The following is a 12,648-nucleotide window of genomic DNA, read 5'->3' as shown; positions in this document are numbered from 1 at the left end:
TTCCGTTTTGCAAAGATAATGCATTTTCTTCAATGTTAAGTTTGCCAACTCACACTTTTTTTATTAATTTTGCCACGTTTTAATTACTACCATCAAATGTCAGACATTACCATCAATAAAGAATTGCCATTGACGCTTTTTGCCGACAGTGGCAGTACGAAGACAGACTGGTGTCTCGTTTCAGGCAGACAACCGGTATTCAGTTGTCATACACAAGGCATAAATCCTGCACATCAGACAGAAGAACAGATCAGAAATATCCTGGTAAGAGAGCTGCTGATGCAGTTCAGGGCCAACGTTGCGGAGTTGTGGCATGAAAGTCGTGGCAATGTTGATGTGCGTTTCTATGGGGCGGGATGTCGTGGCGAAGCAGCCAAATCGTTGAAGGCAATATTGGTGGGCTGTCTGTCTGTTGCAGATGGTAAAGTCTTTGTAGACAGTGACTTGATGGCTGCGGCTCATGCTCTTTGTGGAGGTGAGGAAGGTATTGCATGCATTCTTGGAACTGGAGCCAACTCCTGTTTGTTTGATGGCGAGAAGATAGTAGCCAATATATCACCGCTGGGATATATACTCGGTGACGAGGGTAGCGGGGCCGTTCTCGGGAAACTTTTCTTGAATGCCGTTTTCAAAGGCGGACTGCCGAAAACCTTGTGTGAGGAATTCTTTGAATCTACAAATCTTGATTTGGACGATATCATAAGGCGTGTCTACAAGGAACCGCTGGCAAACCGTTTTCTTGCTTCTTTGTCGCCGTTTATTTATAAACACCTCGATGTGCCGGAATTAGAGGCGATCGTCGTGGAAAACTTCAAGGCTTTCTTTGTCAAGAATGTTGACCGCTATGAAAGAAAAGACCTTAAAGTAAATGTTGTGGGTAGTGTGGCACATTATTACGAAAAGCAACTTGTCGAAGCAGCAAGACAATGCGGATATACCGTTGGGAAAATAATCAAAAGCCCGATGGAAGGATTGGTTGCTAACGTGTTGAAATGAAATATTTAAAAACCTAAAAATCTATATCAAATGAAAACTTTCAAAATAGGCCTGCTGCCTAAGATTATCATTGCCATTGTCTGTGGTGTAGTGTTCGGAATGTTTTTGCCGGGAGAGGTCGTCAGGGTGTTCCTCACGTTCAACGGCATTTTCAGCCAGTTCCTTGGCTTCCTTATTCCATTGCTGATTCTCGGACTTGTTGCTCCAGCTATTTCCGACATCGGTCAGGGAGCCGGGAAGATGTTGATTGCCACTACAGCTTTGGCTTATTTCGCTACGGTGACATCTGGACTCCTGTCTTATGCGGTTAGTGAGCTTACGTTCCCGTCGCTTATTGACACACAGACTACGGCGGCGTCGTTGGCGACGACAGAGGCGATGGCTCCGTTTTTTACCGTTGAGATACCAGCTCCAATGAATGTTATGACAGCCCTTGTGTTAGCTTTCACCCTCGGTCTGACAACGGCAACAATGCAGTATGTGGCGTTGAAAAACGTTATGAAGGACTTCATGCAGGTAATCATCAAGACAATCAATGTGGCAATAATTCCACTTTTGCCGATATACATTTTCGGTATATTCCTCAATATGGCATACACCGGTGATGCAGCACGCGTATTGACAGTATTCGTGAAAATTATCGGAGTGATTTTCGTGATGCATATCTTCTTGCTCATATTCCAGTATTGTGTAGCAGGCGCATTTGTGGGAAAGAATCCGTTCAGACTCTTAGGACGGATGCTGCCGGCTTATTTCACAGCGCTCGGAACACAGTCTTCAGCTGCCACTATTCCCGTGACTCTCCGACAGACTATAGCCAATGGAGTGAATAAAAGCATAGCGGGTTTCGTCATACCTCTTTGTGCAACAATCCACATGTCGGGAAGCGTGATGAAAATCGTTGCCTGTGCCATGGCGCTCATGATGATGCAGCATATATCATACGATTTCGTCACCGTTATAGGATTCATTCTGATGCTTGCAATATCTATTGTCGCTGCTCCGGGTGTTCCTGGTGGAGCGATAATGGCATCTCTCGGTGTACTGGCTTCAATATTGGGCTTCACAGAGGCAGACCAAGCCCTTATGATTGCCCTATATATCGCAATGGACAGCTTCGGAACTGCATGTAATGTGACAGGTGACGGTTCTCTGGCTTTGCTGATAGACAAGTGGTTTGGAGGTAAGGATAAGTCGGAGAAATAATCTTATTTTACGATTTGTTTACCTTTCATTGCAGATTATAATATAAAATATGTATCTTTGCAAACGATTTTGACAGTCAAATTTTTTATTTAATAAAATATTTATGTATTTTATCCTATTTATTACCGTTATCTTGACGGCAGTTGTATTGGTTGTAGGAGCGTATGTAGTTGCGAAACTCATTGGCCCTAGGTCGTACAACCCAGTGAAGGGACAGCCTTTTGAGTGCGGTATCCCAACGCGCGGCACATCATGGGTGCCAATGCATGTGGGTTACTACCTCTTTGCCATTCTCTTCCTGATGTTCGACATCGAGACAGTGTTCCTATATCCATGGGCTGTGGCAGTCAGCAAGTTTGGTCCAATGGCTTTGTGTAGCATTGGATTCTTCCTCTTAGTGTTGGTGTTTGGCCTTGCTTATGCTTGGCGGAAAGGAGCGTTGGAATGGAAGTAAGAAAACCCGTTATCAAAAGCATTCCTTACAACGAGTTTAAGGACAATGATACTCTTGAGAAGATAGTAGACCAACTTCATGAAGGCGGTTGCAATGTGGTGCTCGGTTCCCTTGATCAGGTTATCAACTGGGGAAGAAGCAACTCGTTGTGGTCGCTCACTTTCGGTACCAGTTGCTGTGGTATCGAATTCATGTCTGTGGGTTGTGCGCGCTATGACTTCTCACGTTTCGGATTTGAGGTGACACGTAACTCTCCACGTCAGGCAGACCTTATCATGTGTGCCGGTACTATCACCAACAAGATGGCACCGGTATTCAAGCGTCTTTATGATGAGATGGCTGAGCCAAAGTATGTCGTTGCCGTCGGAGGATGCACCATCAGTGGCGGACCTTTCAAGAAGAGCTACAATGTAGTTCGTGGTATCAATGAACTCGTGCCTGTTGATGTGTATATCCCAGGCTGTCCTCCACGTCCTGAGGCAATCCTCTATGGTATGATGCAGCTCCAGAGAAAGGTTAAGATCGAGAAGTTCTTTGGTGGCGCTAACCACAAGATGACAAAGGAGGAGAAGGAACTTTCAATGAGCAAGGGAGATCTCCGTGGATTGAGCAACGAGAACCTTCAGGATTCTCAGAAGCTCGGACATCCGGAGCCAATCATCGTGACTGATGTTCCCGCTGATTTCAAAGTCGGCGACCTCGCTGATTCTGAGAAAAACCAAACTGTATAATATAATAAGGTATAAGACATGAAACTGAATAATATAGAACTCACTTTCGAAAACTTCGCCAATGAAATGGCAAAGCTGAAGAACGAGAAGCATTTCGATTACCTTGTTACTATAATCGGTGAGGACTTCGGTGAAGAAGGTCTGGGTTGTATCTACATTCTTGAAAACACTCAGAACAATGAGCGTTGTTCTGTAAGGACAATTGCCAAGAAAGTGGATGGTAGCGATGTTATCCCTACCGTAACAAACCTCTGGAAAGCCGCAGACTTACTTGAGCGTGAGGTATTCGACTTCGTAGGAATCAAGTTCCTTGGACATCCAGACATGCGCAGACTCTTCTTGCGTACTGATTTCGTGGGACATCCATTGCGCAAGGACTTTGATATGAGTCCGGAAGCAAACAAGTTCCCTCTGACTGATGAGCCAGAGGACGATTTCACAGTAGAGTATTCACTCGACAAGGATGGTCATTTGGTGGAAACAAAGCATCGCTTGTTTGAAGAGGACGAATATGTTGTAAATATCGGTCCTAACCATCCGTCAACTCACGGTGTGCTGCGTTTGCAGACCGTTATTGACGGTGAGACGGTAAAACGCATTTATCCTCATCTCGGATATATCCATCGCGGTATAGAGAAAATGTGGGAGGGAATGACTTATCCTCAGACATTGGCTCTTACAGACCGTCTTAACTATCTCTCTGCAATGATGCATCGTCATGCTCTCGTGGGTGTGATTGAAGAGGCGATGGGAATAGAATTGTCAGACCGCATCCGCTACATCCGTACTATCATGGATGAGCTGCAGCGAATCGACAGCCACTTGTTGTTCTTGGGCTGTACAGCTCAGGACCTTGGAGCACTCACAGCATTCTTGTATTGCATGCGCGACCGTGAGCATGTGCTCAATGTGATGGAGGAGACAACTGGTGGTAGACTCATTATGAACTACTATCGAATCGGTGGACTTCAGGCTGACATCGATCCTAATTTCGTTGATAATACAAAGAAACTCTGCAAGTATTTGAGACCTAAGATTCAGGAGTATCTCGATGTGTTCGGAGATAACGTCATCACACATAAGCGACTTGAAGGCGTTGGTCCTATGGATAAGGAAAACTGTATCAACTATGCGGTGACTGGTCCTGCAGGACGTGCTGCCGGATGGAAGAACGATACACGTAAGCGTCATCCATACGATTGCTATGACAAAGTGAACTGGGAGGAGATTACCATGACAGGTTGTGACTCTATGGATCGCTATTATGTTCATATCAAGGAGCTTTATCAGAGTCTTGATATTATCGAACAACTTATCGACAACATCCCAGAGGGAGAATATTACATCAAGCAGAAACCAATCATAAAGGTTCCTGAGGGACAGTGGTATTTCTCTGTAGAGGGTGCAAGCGGTGAGTTCGGAGTATATCTTGACTCAAGAGGTGACAAGAGTCCTTATCGTATGAAGATGCGTCCGATGGGTCTTACTCTGGCAGGTGCTCTCGATCCGATGTTGCGTGGACAGAAAATCGCTGACCTCATCACAACCGGTGCCGCTATCGACTTCGTAATCCCTGACCTTGACAGATAATCGAAAAATGAATTAAGGGGTTGGAAACATTCGATGTATTCTAAACTCTAAAATCAAAATTTATATTATGTTTGACTTTAGTAACGTAACAATATGGTTCGACGCTCTTCTCCGCCAAACTCTTGGACTTGGAGATTTCTGGTCGATCCTTATCGAGTGCATACTGGTTGGCGTACTTATTCTTGCAGGTTATGCCATACTTGCTATTTGCTTGATTTTCATGGAACGTAAGGTTTGTGCTTACTTCCAGTGCCGACTTGGTCCGATGCGTGTCGGTCCATGGGGTATATTCCAGGTTTTTGCCGACGTTCTGAAAATGCTCATCAAGGAGATTTTCACTGTAGACAAGGCTGACAAGCTGCTGTATTTCGTGGCTCCGTTCCTTGTTATCATTGCTTCGGTGGGCACCTTCTCTTTCTTGCCATGGAACAATGGCGCAGAGGTGCTGAACTTCAATGTTGGTGTGTTCTTGCTGACTGCGGTGTCAAGTATCGGTGTGGTTGGTATCTTCCTCGCCGGTTGGGCAAGTAACAACAAGTATAGTGTCGTTTCGGCTATGCGTGGAGCTGTTCAGCTCATATCTTACGAAATGTCTCTCGGCTTGTGTCTCATTACTGCAGTAATACTTACAGGTACAATGCAGGTGAGCGGTATCGTTGAAGCACAGGTCGGACCATGGAACTGGCTAATCTTCAAAGGTCATGTTCCTGCTATTATAGCCTTCCTGGTTTTCCTCGTAGCTGGTAATGCAGAAGCAAACCGTGGTCCGTTCGACTTGGCTGAGGCTGAGAGCGAGTTGACAGCCGGTTATCATACAGAGTATTCTGGTATGGGATTCGGTTTCTATTACCTTGCAGAGTATCTTAACCTCTTCGTGGTATCTGGAATCGCAACTACTGTATTCCTTGGAGGATGGGCACCTGTAAATATCGGTATAGAAGGTTTCGATGGAATCATGAACCTTATCCCTGGTATCGTATGGTTCCTTGGCAAGACTTTCGCCGTTGTTTGGTTGCTTATGTGGGTACGTTGGACTTTCCCACGTCTGCGTATTGACCAGATATTGAAACTTGAGTGGAAATATCTCATGCCGCTTTGTCTCATCAACTTGGTGCTTATGACTATCATTGTGGCATTTGGCTGGCACTTTTAAATAAGGAGTTTAAATAGATATGGAAGATAATAATAAATCATATTTTGGAGAAATTGGTTCTGCTGTAAAGACTCTCGCCATTGGTATGAAGACTACTCTTACTGAGTATTTCACCAAGAAGAGCACTGAGCAGTATCCTGAGAACCGCAAGACAACGCTCCATGTGTCGGCTCGCCATCGTGGCAGACTTGTTTTCTCACGCGACGAGAACCAAAACTACAAATGCGTTGGCTGCACATTGTGTGAGAAGGCTTGTCCTAATGACTCGATAAAGATTCTTACAGAGATGGTGGAGGACCCTGAGACGGGCAAGAAGAAACGCAAGTTGGTTGACTATCAATATGATCTCGGAGATTGCATGTTCTGTGAACTATGTGTCAATGCATGCAATTTCGATGCCATTCATTTCACGAATGACTTCGAGAACTCTGTCTTTGATAGAGACAAACTCGTTCTTCACCTTGACAAGGAGGTATATACCGGAGGAAGCCTTCCTAACCTTATAGATGGTGGAGCTCCTCTTGAAATCGGTAAGTTTAACACCAAAACAAAATAAGGAGGACATAAGAAATGGCTAATATTATAATGTTTGGCATTCTTGCCGTAGTAATTCTGGGTTCTGCTGTTATGTGTGTCGCCACAAAGCGTATCATGCGTGCAGCCACATTCCTGCTCTTCGTTTTGTTCGGTGTTGCTGGATTGTATTTTATTCTTGACTACACTTTCTTGGGTGCTGCCCAGTTGAGTATCTATGCTGGTGGCATCACGATGATGTATATCTTTGCTATTCAGCTCGTTAATCGCCGTACACTTCAGGGCTTGGTAGAGCATGTGAAAGGAAGCCGTGCCATTGGCGCTGCTCTTGTAACTCTCGCTGGCTTCCTTACAGTGACTATTGTTCTGCTCAAGAATGAATTCTTGTTCAGAGCATGTGAGGTTGCTGACGAGGAGGTTTCAATGAATGTCATTGGTGAGGCTCTTGTTGGAAGCGAGAAATATCAGTATGTTTTACCGTTTGAGTTCATTTCTGTATTCTTGCTCGCTTGCATTATCGGCGGCATCGTTGTGGCTCGTAAAGAAAAGGAGGATAAATAATTATGGTACCTGTAGAATGTTATTTTGTGCTTAGCGCACTTCTGTTCTTCATCGGCGTTTACGGATTCGTCACTCGTCGTAACTTGATAGCAATGCTTATCTCCATTGAGCTTGTGCTCAATGCTGTAGACATCAATTTCGCTGCCTTTAACAGACTGCTCTTCCCCGGTGAATTCGAGGGCTTCTTCATGACCCTTTTCTCAATGGGCGTAAGTGCGGCAGAAAGTGCAGTGGCTATCGCTATAATTATTAATGTTTACCGTAATTTCCACAGCGATCAGGTGAACAGTATTGAAAACATGAAATATTAATAAGTTATGGATTATACATATTCATTGTTGATACTTCTCTTGCCATTGTTGAGTTTCCTCGTCATTGGCTTGCCCGATTTTGCGGGAAACAAGTATGCATGGTCGCATAAAACAGCCGGTCTTATCGGAACCTGTTCTATTGGATTGGTTACTGTGTTGAGCTATATCACAGCTTTCCAGTATTTCACAGCTCCGCGTTTGGCTGACGGAACTTTTGCGACATTAGTACCATACAATTACACTTGGTTGCCACTCGGTAATCTTCACTTTGATTTAGGTATCCTTCTTGATCCTATTTCAGTGATGATGCTGATTGTCATTTCCACAGTTAGCTTTATGGTGCACATTTATTCATTTGGCTATATGCATGGTGAGAAGGGCTTCCAGCGCTATTACGCTTTCTTGTCTCTCTTCACAATGTCAATGCTAGGACTTGTTCTGGCTACCAACATTTTCCAGATGTATATGTTCTGGGAGCTCGTGGGTGTCAGCTCATATCTTTTGATCGGATTCTATTATGGATTGCATGCAGCAGTTCATGCTAGCAAGAAGGCATTTATAGTGACTCGTTTCGCTGATATGTTCTTCTTGATCGGTATTCTCATCTTCGGATATTATACAGGTTCATTTAACTTCTCTTTCACTGGAACTGAAGTTCATATAGCAGAGGGAATGACTGCATTCACAACATGTGATGCTTCACGTGCTGCAGCCGCAGGAGGTTTTATTCTTCCTACAGCTCTCGTGCTGATGTTTATCGGAGGTGCTGGTAAGTCTGCCATGTTCCCACTTCACATCTGGTTGCCAGATGCTATGGAGGGACCTACACCTGTTTCTGCGCTTATTCATGCTGCGACCATGGTGGTTGCAGGAGTAGTGCAGATTGCTCGTCTGTTCCCTATTTGGATTGAATATGCTCCACAGGCAATGGAAATAGTCGTGTATGTTGGTGCGTTTACTGCTTTCTATGCTGCTGCTGTGGCATGTGCACAGAGTGATATCAAGCGAGTACTTGCATTCTCTACGATTTCTCAGATTGCCTTTATGATGGTGGCACTTGGCGTTTGCTTGCCAGGTCATCATGGTGCTGTTCTCGACAATCATGCCCAGCTTGGATATATGGCATCTCTATTCCATCTCTTCACACATGCTATGTTCAAGGCTTGTCTTTTCTTGGGTGCTGGTTGTATCATTCATGCTGTTCACTCAAACGAGATGTCTGCGATGGGTGGTCTGAAGAAGTATATGCCTATTACCCATGCCACATTCTTGATTTCCTGTCTTGCTATCGCTGGTATTCCATTCTTCTCAGGCTTCAGCTCTAAGGATGAGATTATCACTGCATGTTTTGAGCATTCTCAGTTCATCGGTTGGTGGATGACCGGTGTTGCCGCTATGACAGCGTTCTATATGTTCCGTCTTTACTATGGTATTTTCTGGGGTACAGAGAATAAGGAACTTCATGCTCATCACACTCCACACGAGGCTCCGCTGACAATGACCTTCCCATTGATATTCTTGAGTATTATTACCGTCGGCGTTGGTGTCTTCACTACGCTTGGTGGTTTCATGGATTGGAGCTGGGCAAGCTTCGGTGAGATAGTAAGTGCTGCAGGTACTGCATATACAGTACATTTCGCTCCTCAGGTAGCTATAACTTCCACAGTAATTGCCGTTATTTCAATTGCTCTTGCTACATATATATATAAGGGTGAGAAACAGCCGATTGCTGACAAGTTGTACAAGACATTCCCTCGTCTTCATCGTTGGGCTTACAAACGTTTCTATATGGATGAAGTCTATATGTTTGTCACACATAAGATTTTGTTCCGTTTTGTATCTCGTCCGGTTCAGTGGATTGATGAGCATATCATCAATGGTCTCATTGATTTCAGTGCATGGGGTGCAAACGAAGCTGGCGAGAGTCTCCGTCCTTGGCAGAGTGGTGATGTACGTCAATATGCCGTTTGGTTCCTGACTGGAGCTGTTGCATTAACATTAGTATTACTTAGCATATTATAAGAACGATGAGTATATTAAGTATATTTGTAGTAATCCCAGTTTTGATGTTGCTCGGCCTTTGGGCTGCCCGTGACATCAAGCAGGTCCGTACGGTGATGGTCATAGGATCATCATGTCTGTTGGCAATGTCAATTTGGTTGACATTACATTTCATTGGAGAGCGCGCTGCAGGAAACACTGAAGAGATGATTCTTCAGTCATCTACAGTTTGGTTTGCTCCTCTTCACATCAACTATGCAGTTGGTGTTGACGGTATCTCTGTAGTGATGCTGCTTCTTTCAAGCATCATCGTCTTTACAGGAACTTTCGCTTCGTGGAAATTACAACCTTTGACGAAGGAATTCTTCATGTGGTTTACATTGCTTTCTACTGGAGTTTATGGTTTCTTCATCAGCATCGACCTTTTCACGATGTTCATGTTCTATGAGGTTGCCCTTATTCCTATGTATCTATTGATTGGTTATTGGGGATCAGGAAGAAAAGAATATGCAGCAATGAAGTTGACTCTTATGTTGATGGGTGGATCTGCCCTTATCATCTTGGGTCTTGTTGGTATCTATTTCTTTAATGGTGCTTCAACAATGAACATTCTGGAGATTGCTCATAACAATCATATTCCTGATGCAGTACAGAATGTTCTGTTCCCATTCGTGTTCATTGGTTTCGGAGTGCTTGGTGCTTTGTTCCCATTCCACACTTGGTCTCCTATCGGTCACGGTTGTGCACCTACTTCTGTGTCAATGCTTCATGCTGGTGTGCTTATGAAACTTGGTGGTTACGGTTGTTTCCGCATTGCCATGTTCCTGCTTCCTCATGCGGCTCAGGATTTGGCTTGGATATTCCTTATCCTTACCACAATTTCTGTAGTATATGGTGCTTTCTCTGCATGTGTACAGACAGACTTGAAGTTTATCAATGCTTATTCTTCAGTCTCTCACTGTGGTCTTGTGCTTTTCGCACTACTCATGATGACAAAGGTATCTTGCACAGGTGCAATACTTCAGATGCTCTCTCATGGTTTGATGACAGCTTTGTTCTTTGCCCTTATCGGTATGATATACGGCAGAACACATACACGTGATATCCGCAAGCTCGGTGGTCTGATGAAGATCATGCCATTCCTTTCAGTAGGATATGTCATTGCAGGTCTTGCCAACCTTGGTTTGCCTGGTTTCTCTGGTTTCATTGCCGAAATGACAATTTTCACAGGTTCATTTGAAAATCCAGACACATTCCATCGTTGCTGTACGATAATTGCAATCACATCAATTGTTGTTACCGCGGTTTATATCCTGCGTACAGTAGGTTTCATCTTGTTTGAGAAAGTCAAGGATGAGCACTATCTCACATTGACAGATGCAACATGGGATGAGCGCTTTGCTGTTTGCTGTTTGATATTCTGTGTTGCAGGTCTTGGATCATTCCCATTGTGGGCTAGCAATGCAATTACAGATGCAGTGACACCAATTCTCCAAGTCGTTAACTTATAATTAATCAGTAGGACAAAATGGATTATAGTCAGTTTTTTAATATGATACCAGAGGCTGGCCTTATTGCAGTGCTGGTAATAGTATTCCTCGCCGATCTTATTCTGAAAGGTGAGAAGAAACATTCTGTGTTGAGCCTGCTGACAGGCGCTCTCTTCATTTGTCAGACAGCTCTCTGCTTCTATGCAGAACCAGCTTCTGTCTTTGGTGGATGCTATGAGTCAACTCAAGCAGCCAATGTTATGAAGATAATTCTTACAGCTGGTGCGTTCATCGTTCTGGTGATGTCACAGTCTTGGCTTGAGCGTGCTGACGTGAAGAACAAGGAAGGTGAATATTATGAACTCATCATTTCAACCCTCTTGGGTATGTATGTGATGATTTCTTCAGGACATTTCCTTATGTTCTTCTTAGGATTGGAAATGGCATCAGTTCCTATGGCATGTCTGGTGGCTTTTGACAAGTTCAAGAAGAATTCAGCTGAGGGCGCTGCCAAGTTTATCCTTACGGCAACATTTTCAAGTGGTGTAATGCTTTATGGTATTTCATTTATCTATGGTGCCGTCGGTACATTGTATTTTGGTGATGTAGCTGCACAAATCAGTGCTTCGCCACTGACAATTCTTGGCTTGGTGTTCTTTTTCAGCGGACTTGGTTTCAAGATTTCTCTTGTTCCATTCCACTTCTGGACTGCTGATACCTATCAGGGTGCACCAACAGCAGTAACTGGTTATCTTAGTGTAGTTTCAAAGGGAGCTGCAGCGTTTGCTCTGATGACGATTCTTATGAAGGTTTTCGCACCGATGGTTGAGTATTGGGAATATCTTATGTATATAGTAATTCTGCTTACCATCACCATTGCTAACCTCTTTGCTCTCCGTCAGAAGGAGTTGAAACGATTCATGGCATTCAGTTCTATTTCTCAGGCTGGATACATAATGCTTGCTGTAATTGGAAACAGCGCTATGGGTCTTACAGCTCTCATGTACTATGTGTTGATTTATGTTGCAGCCAATATGGCAGTTTTCACTATTATCAATGTTGTAGAGACACGTGGAAATGGCAATACCAAGATGAACTGCTACGATGGGTTCTATGGAACGAATCCAAAACTTTCGTTCTTGATGACCTTGGCGTTGTTCTCTCTTGCAGGTATCCCACCTTTCGCAGGAATGTTCTGTAAGTTCTTCGTGTTCATGGCAGCTGCTGAACAAGGTTCAACATTGGCATACCTTGTTGTATTCATTGCTTTGTTGAACACAGTACCAAGCTTGTACTACTATCTGAAGATTGTGAAGTGCATGTATATCAATCAGACCGAAACACCGTTGCCAACGTTCAAGAGTGACAACAATACTCGTTTTGCTCTTGCACTTTGTACTATAGGCATATTACTGTTTGGTGTTTGTAGCTGTGTTTATGATTGGCTGGCACAAGCAGCAGGAATGTGATTTATTTGATATAATAAAAAATGATGTCAAATTCAATATTGGATTTGGCATCATTTTTTTATTGTTTTTTTTTTGACATATTTTCAATTGTTTATTCTTATGTCAAAAAAATACATTATCTTTGCCAACCATTCAGAAATAATTATTTCGAG

The 12,648-nt window shown here is 43.7% G+C and carries 12 protein-coding genes; all 12 read left to right on the top strand.

The features are described 5' to 3' along the window. Nucleotides 1–129: 129 nt before the first annotated feature. The 12 genes from ST42_RS08965 to ST42_RS08910 all read left to right on the top strand — a co-directional run bounded on the left by ST42_RS08965 (nucleotide 130) and on the right by ST42_RS08910 (nucleotide 12,496). Nucleotides 130–996, top strand: coding sequence for a hypothetical protein (locus tag ST42_RS08965; RefSeq protein ID WP_042517224.1), 867 nt, complete (start codon nucleotides 130–132; stop codon nucleotides 994–996). A gap of 30 nt (nucleotides 997–1,026) precedes the next feature. Further along, nucleotides 1,027–2,202: a dicarboxylate/amino acid:cation symporter gene (locus ST42_RS08960; RefSeq protein WP_044073236.1), complete on the top strand. Its 1,176-nt coding sequence runs from the start codon at nucleotides 1,027–1,029 to the stop codon at nucleotides 2,200–2,202. A 103-nt stretch (nucleotides 2,203–2,305) separates the two neighbouring features. Beyond that, a complete protein-coding gene (locus tag ST42_RS08955; protein ID WP_022315983.1) occupies nucleotides 2,306–2,656 on the top strand; it encodes an NADH-quinone oxidoreductase subunit A in 351 nt (116 codons plus the stop codon). Beyond that, nucleotides 2,647–3,387, top strand: a complete 741-nt coding sequence (locus ST42_RS08950; RefSeq protein WP_044073234.1) for an NADH-quinone oxidoreductase subunit B — start codon at nucleotides 2,647–2,649, stop codon at nucleotides 3,385–3,387. The genes ST42_RS08955 and ST42_RS08950 overlap by 10 nt, the downstream gene beginning before the upstream one ends. Nucleotides 3,388–3,405: 18 nt before the next feature. Then, the gene (locus ST42_RS08945) at nucleotides 3,406–4,977 is read left to right on the top strand and encodes an NADH-quinone oxidoreductase subunit D-related protein (RefSeq protein WP_044073232.1); all 1,572 of its coding nucleotides are present in this window, start codon (nucleotides 3,406–3,408) and stop codon (nucleotides 4,975–4,977) included. A 67-nt stretch (nucleotides 4,978–5,044) separates the two neighbouring features. Next, a complete protein-coding gene (gene nuoH / locus ST42_RS08940) occupies nucleotides 5,045–6,130 on the top strand; it encodes an NADH-quinone oxidoreductase subunit NuoH (RefSeq protein WP_042517177.1) in 1,086 nt (361 codons plus the stop codon). A gap of 19 nt (nucleotides 6,131–6,149) precedes the next feature. Beyond that, nucleotides 6,150–6,686, top strand: coding sequence for a NuoI/complex I 23 kDa subunit family protein (locus ST42_RS08935; RefSeq protein WP_022315979.1), 537 nt, complete (start codon nucleotides 6,150–6,152; stop codon nucleotides 6,684–6,686). A gap of 14 nt (nucleotides 6,687–6,700) precedes the next feature. Beyond that, nucleotides 6,701–7,225, top strand: coding sequence for an NADH-quinone oxidoreductase subunit J family protein (locus ST42_RS08930; protein ID WP_022315978.1), 525 nt, complete (start codon nucleotides 6,701–6,703; stop codon nucleotides 7,223–7,225). 2 nt (nucleotides 7,226–7,227) lie between these two features. After that, complete coding sequence (nuoK, locus tag ST42_RS08925; RefSeq protein ID WP_022315977.1) at nucleotides 7,228–7,536, top strand: NADH-quinone oxidoreductase subunit NuoK; 309 nt, start codon at nucleotides 7,228–7,230, stop codon at nucleotides 7,534–7,536. Nucleotides 7,537–7,542: 6 nt separating this feature from the next. Continuing rightward, on the top strand, nucleotides 7,543–9,558 hold the full coding sequence (gene nuoL / locus ST42_RS08920; protein ID WP_044064432.1) for an NADH-quinone oxidoreductase subunit L: 2,016 nt from the start codon (nucleotides 7,543–7,545) through the stop codon (nucleotides 9,556–9,558). Between the two features lie 5 nt (nucleotides 9,559–9,563). Continuing rightward, nucleotides 9,564–11,048: a complex I subunit 4 family protein gene (locus tag ST42_RS08915; protein ID WP_042517173.1), complete on the top strand. Its 1,485-nt coding sequence runs from the start codon at nucleotides 9,564–9,566 to the stop codon at nucleotides 11,046–11,048. Nucleotides 11,049–11,065: 17 nt separating this feature from the next. Next, the gene (locus ST42_RS08910) at nucleotides 11,066–12,496 is read left to right on the top strand and encodes an NADH-quinone oxidoreductase subunit N (RefSeq protein WP_022315974.1); all 1,431 of its coding nucleotides are present in this window, start codon (nucleotides 11,066–11,068) and stop codon (nucleotides 12,494–12,496) included. Nucleotides 12,497–12,648: the final 152 nt, after the last annotated feature.

This window comes from Prevotella pectinovora, from assembly GCF_000834015.1.
GTDB classification, from domain to species: Bacteria; Bacteroidota; Bacteroidia; order Bacteroidales; family Bacteroidaceae; genus Prevotella; species Prevotella pectinovora.
This window is presented reverse-complemented; position numbering and strand designations above follow the sequence as displayed.